Source organism: Ottowia pentelensis (assembly GCF_964341695.1).
In genome coordinates, this window is the sequence record NZ_OZ224513.1 from 1051767 (window position 1) to 1074193 (window position 22427).

The window sequence follows — 22427 nt, forward strand, 5'->3', positions numbered from 1 at the left end:
GATCTGCCTCAGAAGCTATCGATTGAATAGTTTTCCGAACGACCAGGGCGAGTGCCGCGTGGTCAGCTGCGCCCCCGCGCAGTCGGGCGCGCTGGCGCGGGCGATGCCCCAGTCCACCGTCAGGCGCGGGCCCTGGGGCTTCGATGTCCAGGGCATGCTGACCTGGCCGTGCGTCTGCGCGCGGGCCATCCACTGCCGCTGCGTGGCCTCGGGCTCGGGCGCGCCGGGGCTACGGTCGATCAGCACCAGCAGGTCGCAGCGCGCCAGCGCCGGCGTGTCGATCCAGGGGGCGTGCGCCGGGTCGCCGTCGATGAACACCAGCGGCTGCGAGGGCAGGTGGATCGACACGTTGCCGGCCAGCCAAGTCTCGCCCACCAGCACGCGCAGCGGCGTGTGGGCGTGCTGGCGCCACACCTGCTGCAATTGCACAGCCAGCGCCGGCGCCGGAAAGTTGGAGCGCGCCGCGCGGCCCAGCAGGTCGACCCCCACGCCGCGCCCCAGCGCCAGCCCGCCGGCCAGGATCAGCTCCATCGCCACCCCCACCACCAGCGTGGCCCTCAGCAGGCGCGCGGGCGCCACCGCCGGCACCCAGCGCAGCAGCAGCAGGCCGAAGAAGACATAGAAGGTGGTGGCCCAGGACGCCGCCAGGTGCACCCCGCCCACGCCCAGCGCCAGCGTCAGCAGCAGCGGCCCCAGGCCCATGAAGAGCACGAAGCGCCGCTCGTTCAGCACCGCCGGCGGCCGGGCGGTGACGGCGTCGCGCCGCAGCCACCAGCGCAGCCACGCCAGCCCCAGCAGGGCCGGCACCATGCGGCCCAGCTGGGTGGTGGCGAAGTCCCACAGGTCCACCCAGTGGCTGCGGTTGCCGGCAATGCCTTCTTCCACCGAGCGTTCGGCGTAGTGCAGCGAGGCGAAGCCCGACTCGGCGATCCAGGCCAGGTGCGGCGTCACCCCGACCAGGCCCACCACCACCGCCAGCAGCACCGGCGCCCAGGCGCGCCCGCTGCGCATGCGCGCATCCTGCAGCAGCCACACGCCGATGACGGCGAACCACACCAGCGCGCTGTACTTGGACAGCAGCGTCAGCGCCGCCGCCGCGCCCACCAGCGCCCATTGCAGCCAGCGCCGTGCGTCGGGCGCGCGCACGGCCGCCAGCACGGCCCACAGCAGCAGGCCCACCGGCATCAGCTGCAAGGTGTTGTGGTTGGCCATGATGCCGCGCAGCCCGTGATAGGCCACCAGTGAGGTCAGCACCACCGACACGAAGGCGCGCAGCGGCGTGGTGAACCCCAGCGCCAGGCGCCACACGCACACCAGCATGGCGGCCACGCTCAGCTCGGCGGCAAAAAACGTGACCCAGACGGTGCGCCCCAGCAGCTCGGTCCAGAAGTACATCCACCAGGTGGGCGCTGGCGGATGCTTGTAATAGCCCCATTGCAGCGACTGCGTCCACACCAGCTGCTCGATGTTGTCCCAGGGCGGCGCGCGGTGGCTGAGGGCTGGCAGCAAGGTCCACACCAGCAGGTGCAGCCCGATGTAGGCCAGGGTCAGGCGCGCCATCTGCCGCGGGTCGGCCGGGTCGATGGCCCACGGCGAAGGCCGCGGCGGCGAGGCGGGAAGGTTCATGCGATGGGGCGGAGGGGGCGCGGCAGCGCGGGTGAGCGGGCCGGACTTGTTTTTGCCCCCACCCGCCGCAAAATGCGCAAGCATACCGAGGAATGATTTCATGAGCGAAACCACTCTGCACATCGTCTGCCCCCACTGCCACACCACCAACCGCGTGCGAGCCGACCAGTTGGCCAGCGCGCCCACCTGCGGGCAGTGCAAGCAGCCGCTGTTTGCCGGCCACCCCGTCGCGCTGGGTGACGAGGCCACGTTCGACAAACACGTCGCGCGCAGCCAGATCCCGGTGCTGGTCGACTTCTGGGCGCCCTGGTGTGGGCCCTGCCGCATGATGGCCCCCGCCTACGAGCAGGCCGCCGTGCTGCTGGAGCCGCACATGCAGCTGGCCAAGGTGGACACCGAGGCCGTGCCCGCGCTCGGCACGCGCTACAACATCCGCAGCATTCCGACGCTGGCGCTGTTCGCCTCCGGCCGCGAAGTGGCGCGCCAGGCCGGCGCGCTGACCAACCCGGCGCAGATCGTGCAGTGGGCGCGGGCGCACGCGCCGCTTACCTGACAGGTAATCGCCGCGCCGAGGGCGGCTTCGCATACTGGCTGCAGGCTGGCGCAAGGGTGCACCGGCCATCGACGACAGGAGCCCGCGCATGCGAACCCTCGAACCTTCTCCGTGGCTGACATGGGCCTTGCTGGTTGATGCCGCCACCTGCGCGGCGATCGCCGCCGCGCACCTGCTGGGGGGTAACGCCCTGGCCGATGCCCTGGCCTTGCCGCACGGCCTGTGGCGGGGCGTCGGCGTGTTTCTGGTGCCCTGGAGTGCGCTCTTGCTGTGGCTGGCGCGATCGCCCCGACTCGCCGCCGAGTGGGTGCTGGGGGTGATCGTCGGCAACGGCCTGTGGGCGTTCGCGGCGCTGGGCCTGCTGGCTTCGGATGCCTTGGCGGCCAACGCCTGGGGCCGCGCCTATCTGGCGCTGCACGGGGTGGGGGTGCTGCTGCTGGCGATCGTCGAGTGGCTGGCCTGGCGGCACTCGTCCGCCGTGGCGGCGGGTCGCGCCGCGCGCGCCTGATGGTGCGCCGGGCGGTTTTTGCGACACTTCAGGCTCACGGACCCCTCCCATGACGCACGACCTTCTTCCGCTCGCGGTGGCGCTGCTCATCGCCATTCCTGCCGCGGGCTCCTGCCTGGGCATCGGGCTGGTGGCGGCGCGCTTTCTGGAGGCCTCGGCGCGCCAGCCCGAATTTGCGCCGCAGCTGCAGACCAAGTTCTTCCTGGCGGCCGGCCTGTTGGACAGCGCCTTCATCATCGCCACCGGCGTCGGCCTGTGGTTTGCCACCGCGAGCCCGTTCCCATGAGCCGCGCGTGGATGCCGCATGGCGCCGCGCGGCGCGAGGTGGGGCCGCTGCTGCGCGCCTGGCGCGAGCGGCGCAAGCTCAGCCAGATGGCGCTGGCGCTGGACGTGGGTGTGTCGCCGCGCCACCTGAGCTTTGTCGAAACCGGCCGCTCGCGCCCCAGCGCCGAGCTGCTGCTGTCGATGTCGGAGCACCTGGCGGTGCCGCTGCGCCAGCGCAACGAGCTGCTGCTGGCCGCGGGCTACGCGCCGCGCTACAGCGAAACGCGGCTGGACGCGCCCGGTCTGGACGCGGTGCGCAGTGCGCTGCAGCGCCTGCTGGACGCGCACGAGCCCTATCCCGGTCTGGCGCTGGACCGCTGCGGCAACGTGGTGCTGGCCAACGCCGCCGCCCAGCGGATGACGGCCCTGCTGCCGCCCGCGCTGCGGCAACCCACGCTCAACATCTACCGCGCCAGCCTGCACCCCGAGGGCTTTGCCGCCGCCACCCACAATTTCGCCGACTGGGCGCGGCACCTGGTGCAGGATCTGGGCTGGCTGGGCGAGTCCACGGGCGATGCCGAGCTGGCCGCGCTGGCCGAGGAGGTGCTGGCCTACCCCAACGTGGCGGCGCTGATGGCCAGTCCGCCGCCCGCACCGGACGGTACGGACGGCCTGGTGCTCACCTGCGAGCTGCAGATCGGCGAACAGCGCCTGACCCTGTTCACCGCGCGCGCGGCCATCGGCGCGCCGCGCGACGTGACGCTGGCCGAGCTGACGCTGGAGCTGTTCTACCCGGCCGACGTGGCCAGCGAGGCGCTGCTGCGGGCAGCCGCCACCAGCGCTTGACGGGGAGCCTTCAGCGCACCAGCGCCTCGTAGTCGCGGCGCGTGTCGGGCGCCACGCCGGCCAGCACCTGGGCGTAGCTGCTTTGGTGGCGCGCCAGCAGGCGTGCCGAGGCGACGTTGCGCGAGCGGCAGAACCAGTGGCAGCTGTGCTGCATCAGGTACAGCTCGGCCGTCATGCGGTAGGCGTGCTCCTTGTCGGGCAGGGCGTCGGCGTGGCGCGCCAGCACGTCGATGGCGCGCGCGTGCAGCTCGAACAGGCGGCGCGCGTCGAACAGCAGGCGCCCGGGCAGCAGCGGCTGCGCGAAGGGCAGGGCAAAGGGCAGCTTGGCGACCTGCGCCTGCGGCGCCGGTACGCGGGCGAAGTCGACGGCAAAGCGGCCGAACTGGCTGGCCAGCGCCTGCTCGGTGGCCGCCAGCGTGCCCCAGATCTGGGCGCGCCGCTCGGCGTCGGCTTCGTGCAGCCAGCGCAGGTAGCCTTCGGTCAGGCTCTCCAGCATGGGCTCGATCCGGTAGGGGCCCAGCACGCGGCCCAGCAGGGCGATGCGGCGCGCCTGCTCGCGCCCGCGCAGCAGCGCGAACACGATGAAGGCCGCCGCCAGCGCGATCAGGAAGTCCATGCGGGCGCGGTCAACGCTTCACCTCGTCGACCAGCGCGCGGAACTCGTCGATGTCCTCGAAGCTGCGGTAGACGCTGGCAAAGCGCACGTAGGCCACCTTGTCGAGCTTCTTCAGCTCGCGCATCACCCACTCGCCCAGGCGGGCGCTGGCAACCTCGCGCGCGCCGGTGGCCAGCAGTTTCTCTTCGATGCGCTCGATGGCCGCGTCCTGCTGCTCGGTGCTGACCGGGCGCTTGCGCAGCGCCAGTTGCAGCGAGGCCTGCAGCTTGGGCCGCGCGTAGGGCACGCGCCGGCCGTCCTTCTTGACGATGGGCGGAAAACTGACGTCGGGCCGCTCGTAGGTGGTAAAGCGCTTGCCGCAGTGCGCGCACTGGCGCCGGCGGCGGATGAAGTCGCCCTCGTCCGACACCCGGCTGTCCACCACCAGGGTTTCGCTGTGGGTGCAGAAGGGGCAGCGCATATGGATGTCGAATCGGGCTCTGGAGCCCGCCAGTCAGGCGCGGGCAGCTATCACGATGATAGTATCCGAGAGCCCGGGGCAATCACCGATAGACCGGAAAGCGCTTCGTCAGTTCGGCCACCTGGGCGCGCACGGCGGCCAGCTTGGCTTCGTCGCGCGGCGCGTCCAGCACATCGGCCACCAGGTTGGCCGTCAGGCGCGCTTCGTCGTCCTTGAAGCCGCGCGTGGTCATGGCCGGGGTGCCGATGCGCACGCCGCTGGTGACCATGGGCTTTTCCGGGTCGTTGGGGATGGCGTTCTTGTTGATCGTCATGTGCGCGCTGCCCAGCACCGCCTCGGCCTCCTTGCCGGTGATGCCCTTGGCGCGCAGATCCACCAGCATGACGTGGCTTTGCGTGCCGCCGCTGACGATGCGCAGGCCGCGCTGGGTCAGGGTCTCGGCCACCACCTGCGCGTTGCGGCGCACCTGGGCGGCGTACTGCTTGAAGGCGGGCTGCAGCGCCTCTTGAAAGGCGATGGCCTTGGCGGCGATGATGTGCATCAGCGGGCCGCCCTGCAGGCCGGGGAAGACGGCGCTGTTGATGGCCTTCTCGTGCTCCGCCTTCATCAGGATGAAGCCGGCGCGCGGGCCACGCAGGCTCTTGTGCGTGGTGCTGGTCACCACGTCGGCGTGCGGCACCGGGTTGGGGTAGCAGCCGCCGGCGATCAGGCCGGCGTAATGCGCCATGTCGACCATGAAGATGGCGCCCACCTCCTTGGCCACCTTGGCAAAGCGCGCCCAGTCGATCTCCAGGCTGTAGGCGCTGGCGCCGGCGATGATCAGGCGCGGGCGGGTTTCGCGCGCCTTTTTCTCCATCGCGTCGTAGTCGATGGCCTCTTGCGCGTTCAGGCCGTAGCTCACCACGTTGAACCACTTGCCCGACATGTTCAGCGCCATGCCGTGCGTGAGGTGCCCGCCCTCGGCCAGGCTCATGCCCATGATGGTGTCGCCGGGCTTGCAAAAGGCCAGCAGCACCGCCTCGTTGGCGCTGGCGCCGCAGTGCGGCTGCACGTTGGCGGCCTCGGCGCCGAACAGCTGCTTGACGCGGTCGATGGCCAGCTGCTCGACCACGTCCACGTGCTCGCAGCCGCCGTAGTAGCGCCGGCCGGGGTAGCCCTCGGCGTACTTGTTGGTCAGCTGCGTGCCGGCTGCCTGCAGGACGGCGGGCGAGGCGTAGTTTTCGCTGGCGATGAGCTCGATGTGCTCTTCCTGGCGCTGGTGCTCGGCCTGGATGGCGGCCCAGACGGCCGGGTCCTGCTGGGCAATGGTGGTGCTGCGTTGGTACATGGCAATCCTTATGGACGAAATCCCCCGGCAGGCGGGGGCGGCCCAGGCGAACGGCTGGTGGGGCGCCTGCGCGCGCTCAGGATGAGCCCGCGTGGGCGGTGCGCTTCCCCGTGGTGGTGGGCAGGCGTGGCCTGCCGCGCTCCACGTCGGTGCCAGCCGAGAGCAGCCGAAACCTATCGCCAGTCGCGCACGGAGGCGAGTTTAGCCGAGCGCCGCGCCCTGCCCGGGCGCGCCGGATCAGGACGCCAGCTTGGCCGGCGGCGGCGGCGCGCCGACGTTGTTGGCCGCGCGCAGCTCGGGCCCGGCCGGCCCCATCGGCGGCGCCTTGCCGGTGGCCACGCGGTGCAGGCGGGCGTACTCGGCCATCACCTTGTCGGCGTAGCCGCCGTCGGTCGGCAGGTTGGCGGCGCCCACGTAGTACTTCAGCCCGCCCACCAGTGAGCCGGCGCGGGCGATGCACTCCTGCAGCACCTTCACGCCCACGCGCAGGTTGGTGCGCGGATCGAACGCGGCGTAGTTGCCGCCGAAGTGCTGGTACTTGTCGGTGTGCACGCTGGTCATCACCTGCATCAGGCCCTGCGCGCCCACCGTGCTTTGCGCGAACGGGTTGAAGCTGGACTCGATGGCGATGATGGCCAGGATCAGGGTCGGGTCGAGCCTGGTGCTGCGGCCCACCTCGTAGGCCTCCGACACCAGCGCCGCCACCGGCTCGGGCGCCACGCGGTACTTGCGCGCGATCCACTGCGCCACGCTGGCCTGCTCGCGCGGCAGGGCCTTGGGGTCGGCGGCGGTGGCGCGCTCGACGGCGTCGGGCTCGGGCGTGATGTCCAGCGTGGCCACCTTGCGCGCCTGCAGCCAGTCGGCCAGCCGGTCCTCGCCCTGCTGGCGCAGGTCGGGCCGCGCGCCCAGCAGGGCCACGGCCAGCACGGTGATCACGCCCAGCAGGGCGAGACTGTTGTGGGTGATTTCGAAAAGCCCCTCCGCCACGTCACCGGCAAAGGTCTTCAGGCCGCTTCCCACCGCGGCAAGGCGTCCAGACGCTGTCATAACACTCCTCGTCAAGGCGGCAGCGGTTCGGGGCCAGCACGGCGGCATCGTCTTGCGATGGGCGGGCTGGCGGCCCGGGGCTTGCGCGTCCTGATGTCAGTTGATGGGCCGGCTGCAGGCGCCCATGACGACAGGCGCGGTGGCTCCAGACGGAGCCGGGTTCGGTTTGCAGTCCAGCCTGCCGGGATCGGCAGCGGATCAGGGATTCCCCTTGCTTTTTGGGGAACGCTGGATTCTAGGAAGGTCTTTCATGCCTAGTCAATACTAAAAATTTGAGTCAAAAGTCAAATTTGGATATAAAAAAGGCCCCGTCCGGCCGCCGTGCTCGGGCTTTGCAAGCGCGCCGGGCCGCAACCATGGGGCCTGCGCGGGCGTGATTGAAGGCGGTAATTCGGGCCGGCCGGGGCATTGAAATTGCCGACTGGCGCCGGCGGGGCAGCGGACGTACAGTGAAGCCGTCCGATCGCATCGGACGGCCGAGGTCTCTGAAGAGCCGGCGCGCGGTAGCCGATACCGCAGCATGGCAGCCCAGCGGCTTCATTCGCAGAAGGCAATCTCTTGCCTTCCCCGCCACCGGAAACAACCCGCTTTCCGGCGCGGAACCCAGGCAGACCAGGACGCTTTTGTCACACTGCCTGAAGGCCCGGTGGGGCGGCTCAAGGCCAAGCCACCGGGCTTTCTGTTTTGGGCCCCGCCCGCCGCCGACTTTTTTGCGAGAAGTTGTTACTTTTCAGGCCGACCCGCCGGCGGCCGGGGTCGGTGCCTTGGGGTGACAATCGTCCGCGTGATGCCAAGCGACTCCGACATCGACGAAGCGGCCCAAACCACAGCTCCCGAAGCCGCGCCGCCCGCCGCCGAGCCGGCGCCGCCCGCGCGCCGTCCCTGGTGGTGGCGCTGGGGCCGGCGCCTGCTGTGGGCCGTGGGCGCATTGCTGCTGCTGTGGGGCCTGCTGTGGTTGGCGGTGCCGCCGCTGCTGCAGTGGCAGGGCCAGAAGATCGCCAGCGAGCAGCTGGGCCGGCCGGTGCGCATCGGCAAGATCGAGTTCAAGCCCTGGACGCTGGAGCTGACGCTGCACGACCTGGCCGTGGGCGGCCTGGCCGGCGCGCCCGACCAGCTGACGGTGGGGCGCATCTATCTGAATGCCTCGCTGGAGTCGCTGTGGCGCCTGGGCCCGGTGCTGGACGCGCTGCAGGTCGACGCCCCAGCGCTGCGCCTGACCCACGAGGGCGAGGGCCACTACGACATCGACGACATCCTGGCGCGGCTGACGGCCGGGCCGGCGCCTGCCCAGCCGTCCAAGCCGATGAACTTCGCGCTCTACAACATCGTGCTGCAGGACGGGCGCGTGGACTTCGACGACCGCGCCGTCGACCGCGTGCAGCAGCTGCGCGATCTGCGCCTGGCGCTGCCCTTCGTCAGCAACCTGCCGAAGGCGCGCGAGGTCAAGGTGCTGCCGCAGCTGGCGTTCAATCTGAACGGCAGCCGCTTCGACTCGCAGGCCCAGGCGCTGCCGTTCGACGATTCGCGCCAGACCGACGCGAGCCTGCAGATCGCCAAGTTCGACCTCAAGCCCTACCTGGGCTATCTGCCGGCCGGCCTGCCCCTGAGCCTGCAGGCCGGCGTGCTGGACGCCGACCTGCGCCTGGCCTTCGAGCAGACGCCCCAGCCCGCGCTGCGCGTGACGGGCAGCGTGGCGCTCAGCGACGTCAAGGCGGCCGACCGACAGGGCGCGCCGGCGCTGGCCTTCGACGCCCTCAAGCTGCAGCTGGCCGAAGCGCAGCCGCTGGCGCGCGCGCTGCACCTGGCCTCGGTGGAGCTCGTGAACCCCCATGTGACTGCGCACCGAAGCGCCGACGGCCGGATCAACCTGTTGCCCGCCGATGCTCCTGAAAAAAGAGCTTCTCGCGCAGACCGGGCGCCGGCCAAAGGCCAAAAAAACTTGAAAGAGTCGGCGGCGCCCCCCGCACCCTTCGCGTCGGCCGCCTCGGCCCCCGTCAGCCCAGCCGCGCCGACCGAGGCCGAGGCTTTCAAGCTGCGCATCGACGAGCTGGCCGTGCACGGCGGCCGCGTCGACTGGCGCGACGACGCCACCGCCAGCGAGCACGCGCCCGCCGCCACTGCGCAGCTCGACAAGCTGGAACTGCAGGCCAAGGCCATCGCCTGGCCCATGCAGCAGCCGTTCGACTTCAAGGGCGGTGCCGCGCTGACTGGCGCCGTGGCCAGCGCGGCGGCACCCGCCGCCCAGGCCGCCGCTTCCGTGGCCGAGCCCGCGCCGCGCCCGGCTGCCCGTGGCCGCAAGGCCCGATCGGCAACCCGTGGCAAGCCGAGCGCCAAGGCCCGGCCGCCGGCCGAGCCCAAGGCCCAGGCGGCCGCGCCCGCCCATGCCGGGCCGGCGTCGATCGCCTTCGAGGGCCGCGTCGGCGCCGCACAGGGCGAACTCGGCGTGCAGCTGGCCGGCGTACCGCTGGCGCTGGCGGGCCCGTACCTGGCGCCTTACTTGGTGCCGCGCCTGGCCGGCACGCTGGGCGCCGACGCCCGCCTGCAATGGGCGTTGCCCCAGTCCAAAGGCGCCGCCGCGTCGCCCAGCTGGAGCGTGGTGGCCAAGCGCGTGCAGCTCGATCGGCTGCAACTGAGCGGCGAGGGCGCGCCCCAGCGCCGGCGCGGCGACCCCGCGCCGGCCGACGAGCTGGCCCACGTCGACGCGCTGCAGCTGGCCGACGTGCAGCTCGACCCGCAGGCGCGCGCCGTCACCGTGGGCCGCCTGGCGGTGCAGGGCCCGCGCGTGCAGGTCGAGCGCGATGCCCAGCAGCACTTCATGTTCGAGCGCTGGCTGCGCCAGCCCGAGGGCAAGCCCGCAGGCGAAGCCAAGTCGACCGAACCCGGGAAGGCCGAGGCCGACGCAGCCTGGGCCGTGCGCGTGAACGAGCTGGCCGTGGCCGACGGCACCGTGGGCTGGCGCGACGAGGCCATGCCGCGCCCCGTGCGCGCCGAGCTGACCGAGCTGAAGGTCGAGGCGCGCAAGCTGGACCTGGCGGGCAAGCAGCCGGCCGAGTTGCAGCTGAGCGCGCGCCTGGGCACCGGCCGCCGCTCGGGTGGCGAGCCGGGGCGCCTGTCCTGGAGCGGTCCCGTGACCTGGGCGCCGGTGACCGCGCGCGGCGCCGTCGACGTGCAGCGCCTGCCGGTGCAGGCCTTCGAGCCCTATTTCGGCCAGCAGCTCAACATCCGCGTGCTGCGCGCCGACACCAGCTTCAAGGGCAAGGTGGACTTTGCCGAGACCGAGCGCGGCCCGCGCGTGCGCGTCGAGGGCAACGCGCGCGTCGACGAGCTGCGCACCTACAGCCAGCCGGGTACGGCCGTCAGCGCCGAGTCGGCCAAGCCGGCGGGCGCGCCCGCGTCCGGTGCCGCGCCCGCCTCGCAGGCGCCGCTGGCGCCCGTGGTGGCGCGCAGCGCCGGCGGCCTGGGCGACGAGCTGCTGAGCTGGAAGCAGCTGCGCCTGGACGGGCTGGACGTGGCGCTGGCGCCCGGCCAGGGGCCGCAGGTGAGCATCGGCAGCTCGCTGCTGTCCGACTTCTTCGCCCGCATCGTCATCGACCCCAGCGGGCGCATCAACCTGCAGGACATCGTCAAGTCCGACGGCAAGGCCGCGCCGGCCAGCGCTTCGGCGGCGGCAGCGCCGACGGCGCCCGCGGCCAACACCATGGTGTCGGGCGAATTCAACGCCACCGCCGTGACCGCCGCGCCCGCCGCGACGGCCGAGGTCAAGCCCGAGGCCAAGCCCGATCCGCTGGCGCCGGTCATCCACTTCGGCCCCACGCGCCTGGTCAACGGCCACATCGACTTCAGCGACCACTTCATCCGCCCCAACTACCGCGCCGACCTGACGGCGCTGGACGGCTCGCTGGGCGCCTTCAGCTCGGTGGCGCCGGGCGGCGCGCCGCAGATGGCGCAGCTGGCGCTCACCGGCAAGGCCGAGGGCACGGCCACGCTGTCCGTCGACGGCCAGATCAACCCGCTGGCCGACCCGCTGGCGCTGGACATCCGCGCCAAGGTGAGCGACCTGGACCTGCCGCCGCTGTCGCCGTATTCGGTCAAGTACGCCGGCCACGGCATCGAGCGCGGCAAGCTCAGCATGGACGTGGCCTACAAGATCCAGCCCGACGGCCAGCTCACCGCCACCAACAAACTGGTGCTCAACCAGCTCGAATTCGGCGAGCCGGTGGCCGGCGCGCCCGCCAGCCTGCCGGTGCAACTGGCCACCGCGCTGCTGGCCGACAGCCACGGCGTGATCGACCTCGACCTGCCGATCAGCGGCTCGCTGAACGACCCGCAGTTTTCCATCGGCCCGATCATCGTCAAGGCCATCCTCAACCTGATCGGCAAGGCCATCACCGCGCCCTTCACCCTGCTGGCGCGCGCGCTGGGCGGCGGCGGCGCGGGCGGGCAGGACCTGTCGCAGGTGGCCTTCGCCCCCGGCAGCGCGCGCCTGAGCGTGCCGGCGCGCGCGCAGCTCGACAAGGTGGCCAAGGCCTTGGCCGATCGCCCGGGCCTGAAGCTGACGGTGGTCGGCAGCGCCCGCCTGGCGCCCGAGCTGGACGGTGCCAAGCGCCAGCGCCTGGACGCGCTGGTGGCCGCCGAACAGCGCAGCGAGGCCAAGACGTCCGCAGCCGCGCCCGCCGCAGCGGCCAGCGCCCCGGCCTCGGCCGCCAGCGCGGCCGAGGCCGAGGCCGGGGCGGCGTCGATCGCCGACTCGCCCGAATACCCCACGCTGCTCAAGCGCCTGTACCGCCGCGCCGACATCCCCGACAAGCCGCGCAACGTGCTGGGCATGCAGCGCGACATCCCGGTGGCCGAGATGGAGCGCCTGCTGATGGCGCACATCGACATCGGCGAAAGCGCCATGCGCCAGCTGGCGGTGCAGCGCGGCGTTGCGGTCAAGGAATATCTGGCCGGCAAGGGCGTGGCGACCGATCGCCTGTTCCTGGGCGCCGCGCAGACGCAGGGCCAAGGCCAGGCGCCGACCGAGGCCGCGTCCGCTGCCAGCGCGGCCGACGCGGGCGCCGCCAAGTCCTGGGTGCCGCACGCCGAGTTGAGCCTGGGCATGAACTGACGGCCCTGCCGATCAGGGCGACGGAAAACAGGTTCTCGCACCGCACTTCATTGCAGCGACAATAGGCGGTTTCGGCGCGCGCCGCGTGGGCGCGCCCGCGTCCACCGTTGACTTTCAAGCGCATGTTTCCCTTCACCCGCGACCCCAAAGACCCGCAACCCGCCGCCGAGGCCGCCGCGCCCGCGCCCAAGGCGCCCGAGGCGCATCCGCTCGACGCCCTGACCGGCGGCGTGTTCTCCGCCGCCACCTCGGGCGAGCGCGCCCAGCGCGTGCGCGACTGGCTGGCCACCGAGCCCGAGCCGGCGCAGATGCAGGAGGTGTTCAAGGAACTGTCGGCCAAGGACAAGGGCGCCGCCAAGGCGCTGCGCGAAAAACTCGACGAACTGCGCCGCGCGCGCGAGCAGGACACCGTGGCCGCCGAGTGGCAGGCCAAGGCCCAGGCCCTGCTGGACGCCGCGCGGCTGAACATCGCCGACGCCCTGGCCTGGCAGCGCGACGCCGCCAAGGCCGGCGCGCCGCTGTCGCGCGAGCCGCTGGCCGGCCTGCGCACGCAGCTGGTCGAGCGCATCAAGGCGGTCGAGGACCTGCAGCAGCGCGTGATGGTGCAGCGCGAGGCCGCGGCCCTGCTGGCGCAGCGCATCGAGCTGCTGTCCACCAAGCCCTGGGCCGAGGCCCAGCAGCAGCAGGACGCGCTGCAGGCCGACGTGACGCACTGGCAGGCCCAGGCCGCCGCGTTGCAGGCCGACGGCCAGTGGCCCAGCGTGGACATGCGCTTTCCGCCCCAGCTGGAGGCCGCGCAAAGCCAGTTGAACGCGGTGTGGAGCGCCTTCGTGCCGGCGCTGGCGCAGGCCGTGGCCGCCGCGCAGGATGCCGCCGCGCCGCTGCCGCCCGTGCCCCTGTGGGCCGACGAGCTGCGCGCCGCGCGCGGCGAGGCGCCGGTGGCCGAGGCCGCGGCCCCCGCACCGGCCAAGCCGCGCGTCGACCCCGAGCAGCGCCAGGCCGCCACCAAGGCGGTCGAGGCCGGCGTGATGCTGCTGGAGCAGGCGGTGGCCGCCGGCCACAGCAAGAACATGAACAGCGCCACCCAGGCGCTGCGCCAGTCGCTCAAGACCAACGGGCGCCTGATCGACGAGGCGCTGGAGGCACGCGTGCACGCCGCCCTGGTGTCCGCCGGCGAGCTGGGTGGCTGGCAGCGCTGGAGCGCCGACAAGGCGCGCGAGCAACTGGTGGCGCGCGCCGAGGCGCTGCTGGTGCCGCGCAAGCCGCGGCGCGAGGCGCCGGCCGGGGCCCCGGCCGCAGCGGCCACGGCCGAAAGCCCGGTCGAGACGCCCGCCGAAGGCGCCGCTAACGTCGTCGAGGCTCCTGCGGCGCCCGTCGCCGAAGCGCCTGTCGAGGCGGTGGAGGCCGCGCCCGAAGTGCCGGCTGCCGCGACCGAGCCGATCGCCGCCGATACCGTTGCGTCCGATGCGAGCGCTTCCGATGCGCCTGCCGAGCCCGCCGCCCCAGCCGCCGCGGCCCAGCCCGCCGAAGATCTGGTCCCCGCCATGGGCGGGCGCAAGCTGCAGGACGCGATCCGCAAGCTGCGCGAGGAGTGGAAGACCGCCGACCAGGGCGGCCCGCCCAACCACGCGCTGTGGAAGCGCTTCGACCGCGCCTGCAACGCCGCCCACAAGTTCGTCGACGCCTGGCTGGAGCAGGTGCGCGCCGAGTCGGCCCAGCACAAGGCGCAGCGCCAGGCGCTGATCGACGAGGTCAAGGCCTGGGGCGCGGCGCAGCAGGCCGCGGCCACCACCGACTGGAAGGCCATGGGCCGGCAGATCCATCAGTTTTCCGAGCGCTGGCGCAACGCCGGCCATCTGGCCGAAAAGGCCTACACCGAGCTGCAGGCGCAGTGGAAGGCCGCCATCCACCAAGCCGCCGCACCGCTGGAGGCCGAGCAGAAGGCCAGCACCGCGCGCCGCCAGGCGCTGATTGCCGAGGCCGAGCAGCTGGGCGCCGCGCCGCAGCTGCGCATCGACGCCGTGCGCGCGCTGCAGCAGCGCTGGCAGGCCGAGGCGCAGGCCGTGCCGCTGGAGCGCCGCCACGAGCAGAAGCTGTGGGACGCCTTCCGCAAGCCGATCGACGAGGCCTTCAACCGCAAGAGCGCCGAGCGCGAGCAGCAGCAGGCGGCCCTGAGCGCGCACGACCGCGCCGTGCTGGAGGCCGCCAAGGCGCTCGAAGCGGCCAACGCCAGCGGCGACGCGCAGCGCATCCGCGCCGCCATGGCGCAGCTGGAGGCCGCCACACGCGGCCAGGCCGCGGCCGCGCCGTCTGAACAAAATACGGCTGCAGCGCCCGCCGATCAAGCGCCAGCAGCTCCTGAAAGCGAAGCAAGTGACACACCCCCAGCCGCCGATGCCGAGGCCGCCGCCACCCCGGCGCCGGCGCCCAAGCCCGCCAAGCCGCTGATCGCCATGCGCGGCGACGACCGGCCCGGCGCCAGGAAGGCCGAGGCGCCCGCGGCGCGTGGGCCGGGCCGCTTTGGCGACCGTCCCGGCGGGCGCGACGGCGCGCGTGGCGGCCCCGGCCGCGGGGACCGCTTCGGTGATCGGCGCGAAGGCGGCCGCTTCGGCGACCGTCCACCGCGCGAAGACCGTGGCCCGCGCCTGGGCGACGCCGCCTTCCGCGCGCAGCGCGACGCGGTCGACAACGCTCAGGCGCAACTGCGCAAGCTGGCGGCGCAGGCTCATGGCGAGGCACTGACCCAGCTGCTGGGCGCCTGGCAGCAGCGCCAGCCCGATCAGGTGCCCAGTGCGCAGGAGCTGGGCCGCGCCGTCAGCGCCAGCGTGCGCGGCAACTGGGCGCAGGCCGTGGGCAGCGGCGCCAGTGATGCTGGCAAGGCCGACGAGGCCCTGCTGCGCCTGGAGATGGCCGCCGAGGTGCCCACCCCGGCCGACCAGCTGGCCGCGCGCCGCGCACTGCAACTGCAACTGCTGACGCGCCGCAACGACCCGGCGCCCGCCGAAACCTGGGCGCAGGACACCGCCACCGTGCTGGCCAGCGCGCACGACGACGCGCACGCGCGGCGTCTGCAAAACGCGCTCAAGACGCTGCTGCGCAAGGGCTGAAAACCGCCCGCCGCCGGCGCGCGGCACGGCATGAAAAAACCCGCACGGCCATGCAGTCGTGCGGGTTTTTTTGAATGTGGTGCCCGGGGCCGGAATCGAACCGGCACGGTGTTGCCACCGGCAAATTTTGAGTCTGCTGCGTCTACCGATTTCGCCACCCGGGCCGTGTCCAACGCAAGCCGCAAATTATGGCACAGTGACACCCATGAACTACCCAACGATCGAAGACGCGGTGGGGCGCACGCCCCTGGTTCAACTGCAGCGCATCGGCGCTGCCGAGCAGGCGGCGCGGGGCACCGTGGTGCTGGCCAAGCTGGAAGGCAACAACCCCGCGGGCTCGGTCAAGGACCGCGCGGCGCTGTGGATGATTCGCGGCGCCCAGGCGCGCGGCGAGATCAAGCCGGGCGACGCGCTGATCGAGGCCACCAGCGGCAACACCGGCATCGCGCTGGCCATGGCCGCCGCCGTGATGGGCTATCGCATGGTGCTGATCATGCCGGAGGACCTGTCGGTCGAGCGCGCGCAGACCATGAAGGCCTACGGCGCCGAGCTGATCCTGACGCCGCGCTCGGGCGGCATGGAATACGCGCGCGACCTCGCCGACAAGATGGTGGCGCAGGGCAAGGGCCGCGTGCTGGACCAGTTCGCCAACGCCGACAACCCGCGCAGCCACTACGAAAGCACCGGCCCCGAGCTGTGGGAGCAGACCGGCGGGCGCGTGACGCACTTCGTGTCGGCCATGGGCACCACGGGCACCATCATGGGCGTGGGGCGCTTCTTGAAGGAGAAGAACCCCAAGGTGCGCATCGTCGGCGCGCAACCGGCCGAGGGCGCGCGCATCCCCGGCATCCGCAAGTGGCCCGAGGCCTACCAGCCGCGCATCTACGACCCGGCCGGCGTGGACGAATGGGTGCCCGTGCTGCAGGACGACGCCGAGGAAATGGCGCGGCGCATGGCGCGCGAGGAGGGCATCTTCGGCGGCATCTCGTCGGGCGGCGCGGCCTGGGTGGCGCAGCAGGTGGCGGCGCGCGAGGCGGGCGCCACCATCGTGTTCGTGGTGTGCGACCGCGGCGACCGCTATCTGTCGACCGGCGTGTTCCCCGCCTGATTCAATAAAAATCGGCCTGCAGCCCGCATGGGGCAAGCGCAACCAGCTATAAAAACGGGACTTTCATGTCGGCATTCAGGTTTTGCCCCAGCTGCGCCACGCCGCTGGAATGGATCGTGCAGGACGAGGACAGCGGCCCCACCGAGCGCCTGCGCTGCCCCGCCTGCGGCTACACGCACTGGAACAACCCCACGCCGGTGCTGGCCGCCATCGTCGAATACCGCGGCCAGGTGCTGCTGGCGCGCAACGCGGCCTGGCCGGCCAAGATGTTCGCGCTCATCACCGGCTTCATGGAGGCGGGCGAGACGCCGCAAGAGGGCATCGCGCGCGAGGTCAAGGAAGAAACCAATCTCGACGTGAGCGCCGTCAACATCGTCGGCGCCTATGACTTCCAGCGCATGAACCAGGTCATCATCGCCTACCACGTGGTGGCCGAAGGCGAGGTGCGCCTGTCGCCCGAGCTGGTGGACTGGCGCCTGTACGACCTGCCCGACCTCAAGTGCTGGCCCGCCGGCACCGGCTACGCCCTGGCCGACTGGCTGCGCACGCGCGGGCACGAGCCGGTGTTTTTCACCGCCGAGGAGAACGCCGAGCGGCGACGCGGGCTGGATTGAATGACAATCAACCGATGGACATCACCAAGGAAGTCGATGCGCGCGGGTTGAACTGCCCGCTGCCCATCCTGAAGGCCAAGAAGGCCCTGTCGGAATTGACCAGCGGCCAGCTGCTGCGGGTGCTCAGCACCGACCCGGGCTCGGTGCGCGACTTTCAGGCCTTTGCCAAACAGACTGGCAACGAGCTGGTCGAGCAGCAGAGCACGCAGGATCAGTTCGTGCACGTGCTGCGCCGCCGCTGAGCGGCTACAGCGCCAGCGACTTGAGGTAGGTGCGAAACGCGGCGCCCATCTGCGGGTGCTGCAGGGCCAGCTCGACGGTGGCCTCCAGAAAGCCCTCTTTGCTACCACAATCGTAGCGTTTGCCGCTGTACTGGTAAGCGTAGACGCGCTCTTTGGTCATCAGGCGCGCGATGGCATCGGTGAGCTGGATCTCGCCGCCCGCGCCGGCCGGCTGGTTGCGGATCTCGTCGAAGATGCGCGGCGTGAGGATGTAGCGGCCGGCCACGCCCATGCGCGAGGGCGCGGCCTCGGGCGCGGGCTTTTCGACGATGCGCTCGATCTTGATCAGCTGGTCGCCCGCCGCCGGGCCGGCGACGATGCCGTAGCGGCGCACCTGGTCGAGCGGCACCTCCTGCACCGCCAGCACCGAGCGGCCGAGCGACTCGAAGGCCTCGACCACTTGCGCCAGCACCGGCTGGCCGCCGGGCGGGCCGACCATCAGGTCGTCGGCCAGCAGCACGGCAAAGGGCTGCTCGCCCACGATGTGCGCGGCGCACAGCACGGCGTGGCCCAGCCCCAGCGAGCGCGGCTGGCGCACGTAGCTGCAGTCCATGTCGTCCGGCGCGACGGCGCGCACCACGTCCAGCAGGGCCTGCTTGCCGGCGGCCAGCAGCTCGCTTTCCAGCTCGTAGGCGGTGTCGAAGTGGTCCTCGATGGCGCGCTTGCTGCGCCCGGTGACGAACACCATGTGGCGCACGCCGGCGGCGTAGGCCTCCTCGACGGCGTACTGGATCAGGGGCTTGTCCACCACCGGCAGCATTTCCTTGGGGCTGGCCTTGGTGGCGGGCAAAAAGCGGGTGCCCAGGCCGGCGACGGGAAAGACGGCGGTGCGGACGGAACGGGGGATAGGCATGGCGGCTGCAGGGTGTTACATTTTCGCCCCAGAACTCTCGGGCGCGACCTGCGCGGTCGGCCCAGGGGGCAGGGAGCACAACGGGGAAGACCGTGGAAATATTGCTGCTGGAGAACCTGGCTGCCGATGCCCGCCAATGGCTGGCGGCGCGCCATCAAGTCGATTATCGGCCAGAGCTGGCGATGGACGCCCCGGCGCTGCGCGCCCGCCTGTACAAGACCGAGGCGCTGGTGGTGCCGCCCTGGCTGCGCGTGGACGCCACGCTGCTGGACTTTGCGCCGCGCCTGCTGGCGCTGGGGCGCATTCACGAGGGCGGCGACAACCTGGACTTCGAGGCCTGCCAGCGCCGCGGCGTGCGCGTCATCCAGGCCACCAGCGCCACGGCGCGCGCCACGGCCGAATTTCTGCTGACGGCGCTGCTGGGCCTGTTTCGCATGGGCGGCAACCTGAACGTGGGCTTCAGCATGGGCGGCCCGCAGTCGCCGGGGCGCGAAATCAACGACAGCGTGATCGGCCTGTTCGGCCTGTCGGCGCCGGCGCAGATGCTGGCGCCCATGCTGGTGGCGCTGGGCGCGCGCGTGCTGGGCTACGACCCGGCCCTGCACCGCAGCGCCGAGCTGTGGGCGCGCCTGGGCGTGCAGCCGCTGTCGCTGGCCGAGATGCTGCAGGCGGCCGACGCGGTGTCGATGCAGACGGTGTATGCCTCGCGCTACCGCGGCCTGGTGGGCGAGCGCGTGCTGCAGTCGTGCAAGCCGGGCCAGCTGTGGGTGAGCGCCAGCCGCGCCGCGCTGTTCGACCTGGATGCGCTGGCGCAGGCGCTGCGCAGCGGGCGCATCACCGCCTGCTGGCTGGACAGCGACGACGAGGTGCTGGCGCAGCCCGGCCAGCCGCTGCGGGGGCTGCCCTCGGTGCGCATCACGCCGCGCCTGGCGCCGCGCACGCACGAGGCGTATTTGCGCGGCAGCTGGTATCTGGCCGACCGCCTGCACCAGACGCTGGAATTCAGCGCCCAGCACGGCGGTGGCTGGCGCGGGCCCAGCACGGCGCCGATGGCGCTCGGCTGAGCGTTCACGCCTTCAGCCCAGGCGCGCCAGCTGGGCCTGGATCTTTTGCAGCGCCGCGCCGAAGTCGGCCACGCGCTTTTGCTCCTGCTCGATCACGGCCGGCGGCGCCTTGGCGGTGAAGGCGGCGTTGCCCAGCTTGCCCTGGGCCTTGGCCAGCTCGCCCTGCAGGCGCGCGGCTTCCTTGCCCAGGCGCGCCTTCTCGGCCGCCACGTCCACCTGCATGAACAGCGCCAGGCGCGCATCACCCACCACGGCGGTGGGCGCGGCCTGGGCGGCGGCCGCCCACTCGGCCTCGCGGGTGAACACCTTCACCTCGGCCAGCTTGGCCAGGGCCTGCAGCGCGCCGGCGTGCTGCTGGATGAAGGCCGCATCGCCCAGCGCGAACAGGGGCAGGCGCTGCGCGGGCGACACGCCCATCTCGCCGCGCAGGTTGCGGCAGGCGTCGACCAGCGCCTTCAGCTGCGCCATCTGCGCCTCGGCGGCTTCGTCGATGTTGGCAGCCTGCGACTCGGGGTAGGGCGCCACGGCGATCGAGTCGCCGGTCTTGCCCGAAGGATCGGAGGTTGCGGGCTTCTTGCCCGCAACGGGCGCCACCGCCTGCCACAGCGCCTCGGTCACGAAGGGGATGATGGGATGCGCCAGGCGCAGGATGGCCTCCAGCACGCGCACCAGGGTGCGGCGCGTGGCGCGCTGCTGGGCCGGGTTGCCGGTCTGGATCTGCACCTTGGCGATCTCCAGGTACCAGTCGCAGAACTCGTTCCAGACGAAGTCGTAGATCGTGTTGGCGACGGTGTCCAGGCGATAGTCAGCAAAGCCCTTGGCCACCGCGGCCTCGGCCTTTTGCAGCAGGCTGACGATCCAGCGGTCGGCGGCGGAACGGGCGTCCGAAGCGTTGCCGACCTCGCCGCCGGGCCGCCCCGAGGCGGGGTCAGCCCCCTCGGGGGGCAGCGCACCATGCGAAGCAGGGAGCGTGGGGGCCTGTTGCCCGCAGTCGTGGCCCTCGCAATTCATCAGCACGAAGCGCGACGCGTTCCAGAGCTTGTTGCAGAAGTTGCGGTAGCCCTCGCAGCGCTTGCTGTCGAAGTTGACCGTGCGCCCCAGCGTGGCCATGGCGGCGAAGGTGAAGCGCAGCGCGTCGGCGCCGTAGCCGGGAATGCCGTCGGGGAACTCCTTCTTGGTGTTCTCGCGCACCTTGGGCGCGGTCTCGGGCTTGCGCAGGCCGGTGGTGCGCTTGGCCAGCAGGGGTTCGAGCGCGATGCCGTCGATCAGGTCGACCGGGTCGAGCACGTTGCCCTCGCTCTTGCTCATCTTCTTGCCGTGCGCGTCCAGCACCAGGCCGTGGATGTAGACGTCGCGAAACGGCACCTGGCCGGTGAAGTGGGTCGTCATCATGATCATGCGCGCGACCCAGAAGAAGATGATGTCGTGGCCCGTGACCAGGACGCTGCTGGGCAGGTACAGGCTCAGGTCCTCGGTCTTCTCGGGCCAGCCGAGCGAGGAGAAGGGCACCAGCGCCGACGAGTACCAGGTGTCGAGCACGTCCTCGTCGCGCGTGAGCGGCCCCGAATATCCGGCCTTCAGGGCTGCAGCGCTGGCCTCGTCTGCGCTACGCGCTACAAAAATCGAACCATCCTCGCCATACCAAGCCGGAATCTGGTGCCCCCACCACAGCTGGCGGCTGATGCACCAGTCCTGGATGTTGTTCATCCACTGGTTGTAGGTGTTGACCCACTGCTCGGGCACGAAGCGCACCGCGCCGGATTGCACGGCGGCTATGGCTTTTTGCGCGATGCTCTTGCCCGTTTCATCCGGCTTGCTCATCGCCACGAACCACTGGTCCGTCAGCATGGGTTCGATCACCTGCCCGGTGCGCCCGCAGCGCGGCACCATCAGTTTGTGCTTCTTGGTTTCGACCAGCAGGCCCTGCGCGTCGAGGTCGGCCACGATGGCCTTGCGGGCGGCAAAGCGCTCCATGCCCTGGTACTTGGCGGGCGCCTGGTCGTTGATGTGCGCGTCCAACGTCAGCACCGAAATCATCGGCAGGCCATGGCGCTGGCCGACGGCGTAGTCGTTGGCGTCGTGCGCCGGCGTGACCTTGACCACGCCGGTGCCGAAATCCTTGTCCACGTAGTCGTCGGCAATCACCGGAATGGCGCGGCCCACCAGCGGCAGCGTGACCGCCTTGCCGATGAAGCGCTGGTAGCGCTCGTCGTCCGGGTGCACCATCACGGCCACGTCGCCCAGCATGGTCTCGGGGCGCGTGGTGGCCACCACCAGCTTGTCGCCCGAGCCGTCGGCCAGCGGGTAGGCGATGTGCCACAGAAAGCCGTCCTCCTCGGCGCTTTCGACTTCCAGGTCGCTCACCGCGCTTTTCAGCTCCGGGTCCCAGTTGACCAGGCGCTTGCCGCGGTAGATCAGGCCCTGTTCGTACAGCCGAACGAAGGTTTCGGTGACCACCCGGGACAGCTTGTCGTCCATGGTGAAGTATTCGCGCGACCAGTCCACGCTGGCGCCCATGCGGCGCATCTGGCGCGTGATGGTGTCGCCGCTTTGCTGCTTCCACTCCCACACGCGGGCGACGAAGTTCTTGCGGCCCAGCGCATGGCGGCTCTGGCCCTGGGCCTGCAACTGGCGCTCGACCACGATCTGCGTGGCGATGCCGGCGTGGTCGGTGCCGGGCACCCACAGCGTGTTGAAGCCGCGCATGCGGTGATAGCGCGTCAGGCTGTCCATGATCGTCTGGTTGAACGCATGGCCCATGTGCAGCGTGCCGGTGACGTTGGGCGGCGGCAGCTGCACGGCAAAGTTGTGCCCGGCCGCCGCGGCCTCGGCATTGGCCTGACCGGTGCCGCGCCAGCCGGCGCGCCCCAGGCCGGCGCGCTCCCACGCGGGGCCCCATTGCGCTTCGACGGCGGCCGGGTCGAAGGATTTGGACAGCGCCGCCAGGCGCGCTTGGGTGGGTTGGTCGGACATGGTGAAGTGGGGGCTGTCGCCAGCGGGCGCGGGGCCGGGCGAGCGGTCGGCAAAAGCGTCGATTTTAGCGAGC

Annotated in this window: 17 protein-coding genes and 1 tRNA gene; 10 read left to right on the top strand and 8 right to left on the bottom strand. The window is 71.6% G+C overall.

Features of this window, described 5'->3' with window-relative positions; all coding sequences use genetic code 11:
• Nucleotides 1–15 precede the first annotated feature (15 nt).
• On the bottom strand, nucleotides 16–1626 hold the full coding sequence (locus tag ACWHMB_RS05025) for a glycosyltransferase family 39 protein (protein ID WP_377482808.1): 1611 nt from the start codon (nucleotides 1624–1626) through the stop codon (nucleotides 16–18).
• A 100-nt stretch (nucleotides 1627–1726) separates the two neighbouring features.
• Here ACWHMB_RS05025 and trxC point away from each other — a divergent pair, with 100 nt between their 5' ends.
• From trxC to ACWHMB_RS05045, 4 genes are all read left to right on the top strand, one after another.
• Nucleotides 1727–2179 (top strand): thioredoxin TrxC, encoded by a 453-nt coding sequence (gene trxC, locus ACWHMB_RS05030; RefSeq protein WP_293226665.1) that lies wholly within the window; start codon nucleotides 1727–1729, stop codon nucleotides 2177–2179.
• An 88-nt stretch (nucleotides 2180–2267) separates the two neighbouring features.
• Nucleotides 2268–2687 (top strand): hypothetical protein, encoded by a 420-nt coding sequence (locus ACWHMB_RS05035; protein ID WP_293226667.1) that lies wholly within the window; start codon nucleotides 2268–2270, stop codon nucleotides 2685–2687.
• A 49-nt stretch (nucleotides 2688–2736) separates the two neighbouring features.
• Nucleotides 2737–2973, top strand: a complete 237-nt coding sequence (atpE, locus tag ACWHMB_RS05040; RefSeq protein WP_293226670.1) for a F0F1 ATP synthase subunit C — start codon at nucleotides 2737–2739, stop codon at nucleotides 2971–2973.
• On the top strand, nucleotides 2970–3797 hold the full coding sequence (locus tag ACWHMB_RS05045) for a helix-turn-helix domain-containing protein (RefSeq protein WP_293226671.1): 828 nt from the start codon (nucleotides 2970–2972) through the stop codon (nucleotides 3795–3797). Before atpE ends, ACWHMB_RS05045 begins: the two co-directional genes overlap by 4 nt.
• A gap of 10 nt (nucleotides 3798–3807) precedes the next feature.
• Here ACWHMB_RS05045 and ACWHMB_RS05050 read toward each other — a convergent pair whose 3' ends face one another.
• The 4 genes from ACWHMB_RS05050 to ACWHMB_RS05065 all read right to left on the bottom strand — a co-directional run bounded on the left by ACWHMB_RS05050 (nucleotide 3808) and on the right by ACWHMB_RS05065 (nucleotide 7247).
• Nucleotides 3808–4413 carry a hypothetical protein gene (locus ACWHMB_RS05050; protein WP_293226673.1) on the bottom strand — a complete coding sequence of 202 codons (606 nt, stop codon included), beginning with the start codon at nucleotides 4411–4413 and terminating at the stop codon, nucleotides 3808–3810.
• 10 nt (nucleotides 4414–4423) lie between these two features.
• Nucleotides 4424–4873: a transcriptional regulator NrdR gene (gene nrdR, locus ACWHMB_RS05055; protein ID WP_293226676.1), complete on the bottom strand. Its 450-nt coding sequence runs from the start codon at nucleotides 4871–4873 to the stop codon at nucleotides 4424–4426.
• Between the two features lie 82 nt (nucleotides 4874–4955).
• Entirely contained in the window at nucleotides 4956–6200 is a 1245-nt protein-coding gene (gene glyA, locus ACWHMB_RS05060) for a serine hydroxymethyltransferase (protein ID WP_293226679.1), read from the bottom strand.
• A 237-nt stretch (nucleotides 6201–6437) separates the two neighbouring features.
• Complete coding sequence (locus ACWHMB_RS05065; protein WP_377482812.1) at nucleotides 6438–7247, bottom strand: lytic transglycosylase domain-containing protein; 810 nt, start codon at nucleotides 7245–7247, stop codon at nucleotides 6438–6440.
• A gap of 787 nt (nucleotides 7248–8034) precedes the next feature.
• On the opposite strand from ACWHMB_RS05065, the gene ACWHMB_RS05070 reads away from it, so the two are divergent.
• Together ACWHMB_RS05070 and ACWHMB_RS05075 are read left to right on the top strand one after the other, a co-directional pair.
• The gene (locus ACWHMB_RS05070) at nucleotides 8035–12354 is read left to right on the top strand and encodes a DUF748 domain-containing protein (RefSeq protein ID WP_377482815.1); all 4320 of its coding nucleotides are present in this window, start codon (nucleotides 8035–8037) and stop codon (nucleotides 12352–12354) included.
• A 122-nt stretch (nucleotides 12355–12476) separates the two neighbouring features.
• Complete coding sequence (locus tag ACWHMB_RS05075; RefSeq protein WP_377482818.1) at nucleotides 12477–15461, top strand: DUF349 domain-containing protein; 2985 nt, start codon at nucleotides 12477–12479, stop codon at nucleotides 15459–15461.
• Between the two features lie 77 nt (nucleotides 15462–15538).
• Here the strand turns inward: ACWHMB_RS05075 and ACWHMB_RS05080 are convergent.
• Nucleotides 15539–15625, bottom strand: a tRNA-Leu gene (locus ACWHMB_RS05080).
• 41 nt (nucleotides 15626–15666) lie between these two features.
• Here ACWHMB_RS05080 and cysM point away from each other — a divergent pair.
• From cysM to ACWHMB_RS05095, 3 genes are all read left to right on the top strand, one after another.
• Nucleotides 15667–16569 carry a cysteine synthase CysM gene (cysM, locus tag ACWHMB_RS05085; RefSeq protein ID WP_377482820.1) on the top strand — a complete coding sequence of 301 codons (903 nt, stop codon included), beginning with the start codon at nucleotides 15667–15669 and terminating at the stop codon, nucleotides 16567–16569.
• Between the two features lie 65 nt (nucleotides 16570–16634).
• On the top strand, nucleotides 16635–17183 hold the full coding sequence (locus tag ACWHMB_RS05090; protein WP_377482822.1) for an NUDIX hydrolase: 549 nt from the start codon (nucleotides 16635–16637) through the stop codon (nucleotides 17181–17183).
• Between the two features lie 14 nt (nucleotides 17184–17197).
• Nucleotides 17198–17425, top strand: coding sequence for a sulfurtransferase TusA family protein (locus ACWHMB_RS05095; protein WP_293225915.1), 228 nt, complete (start codon nucleotides 17198–17200; stop codon nucleotides 17423–17425).
• Nucleotides 17426–17429: 4 nt separating this feature from the next.
• Here ACWHMB_RS05095 and galU read toward each other — a convergent pair whose 3' ends face one another.
• Nucleotides 17430–18317 carry a UTP--glucose-1-phosphate uridylyltransferase GalU gene (galU, locus tag ACWHMB_RS05100; RefSeq protein ID WP_377482824.1) on the bottom strand — a complete coding sequence of 296 codons (888 nt, stop codon included), beginning with the start codon at nucleotides 18315–18317 and terminating at the stop codon, nucleotides 17430–17432.
• A gap of 92 nt (nucleotides 18318–18409) precedes the next feature.
• Here galU and ACWHMB_RS05105 point away from each other — a divergent pair, with 92 nt between their 5' ends.
• Nucleotides 18410–19381, top strand: a complete 972-nt coding sequence (locus ACWHMB_RS05105) for an NAD(P)-dependent oxidoreductase (protein WP_377482826.1) — start codon at nucleotides 18410–18412, stop codon at nucleotides 19379–19381.
• Between the two features lie 12 nt (nucleotides 19382–19393).
• On the opposite strand, the gene ACWHMB_RS05110 is transcribed toward ACWHMB_RS05105, so the two are convergent.
• Nucleotides 19394–22354, bottom strand: a complete 2961-nt coding sequence (locus tag ACWHMB_RS05110) for a valine--tRNA ligase (protein WP_377482828.1) — start codon at nucleotides 22352–22354, stop codon at nucleotides 19394–19396.
• Between the last annotated feature and the right edge of the window lie 73 nt (nucleotides 22355–22427).

Bases quoted from the DNA above. Each gene is read 5' to 3' on its own strand.
- ACWHMB_RS05025 (WP_377482808.1), bottom strand. From the start codon at position 1,626: ATGAACCTTCCCGCCTCGCCGCCGCGGCCTTCGCCGTGGGCCATCGAC.
- trxC (WP_293226665.1), top strand. From the start codon at position 1,727: ATGAGCGAAACCACTCTGCACATCGTCTGCCCCCACTGCCACACCACC.
- ACWHMB_RS05035 (WP_293226667.1), top strand. From the start codon at position 2,268: ATGCGAACCCTCGAACCTTCTCCGTGGCTGACATGGGCCTTGCTGGTT.
- atpE (WP_293226670.1), top strand. From the start codon at position 2,737: ATGACGCACGACCTTCTTCCGCTCGCGGTGGCGCTGCTCATCGCCATT.
- ACWHMB_RS05045 (WP_293226671.1), top strand. From the start codon at position 2,970: ATGAGCCGCGCGTGGATGCCGCATGGCGCCGCGCGGCGCGAGGTGGGG.
- ACWHMB_RS05050 (WP_293226673.1), bottom strand. From the start codon at position 4,413: ATGGACTTCCTGATCGCGCTGGCGGCGGCCTTCATCGTGTTCGCGCTG.
- nrdR (WP_293226676.1), bottom strand. From the start codon at position 4,873: ATGCGCTGCCCCTTCTGCACCCACAGCGAAACCCTGGTGGTGGACAGC.
- glyA (WP_293226679.1), bottom strand. From the start codon at position 6,200: ATGTACCAACGCAGCACCACCATTGCCCAGCAGGACCCGGCCGTCTGG.
- ACWHMB_RS05065 (WP_377482812.1), bottom strand. From the start codon at position 7,247: ATGACAGCGTCTGGACGCCTTGCCGCGGTGGGAAGCGGCCTGAAGACC.
- ACWHMB_RS05070 (WP_377482815.1), top strand. From the start codon at position 8,035: ATGCCAAGCGACTCCGACATCGACGAAGCGGCCCAAACCACAGCTCCC.
- ACWHMB_RS05075 (WP_377482818.1), top strand. From the start codon at position 12,477: ATGTTTCCCTTCACCCGCGACCCCAAAGACCCGCAACCCGCCGCCGAG.
- cysM (WP_377482820.1), top strand. From the start codon at position 15,667: ATGAACTACCCAACGATCGAAGACGCGGTGGGGCGCACGCCCCTGGTT.
- ACWHMB_RS05090 (WP_377482822.1), top strand. From the start codon at position 16,635: ATGTCGGCATTCAGGTTTTGCCCCAGCTGCGCCACGCCGCTGGAATGG.
- ACWHMB_RS05095 (WP_293225915.1), top strand. From the start codon at position 17,198: ATGGACATCACCAAGGAAGTCGATGCGCGCGGGTTGAACTGCCCGCTG.
- galU (WP_377482824.1), bottom strand. From the start codon at position 18,317: ATGCCTATCCCCCGTTCCGTCCGCACCGCCGTCTTTCCCGTCGCCGGC.
- ACWHMB_RS05110 (WP_377482828.1), bottom strand. From the start codon at position 22,354: ATGTCCGACCAACCCACCCAAGCGCGCCTGGCGGCGCTGTCCAAATCC.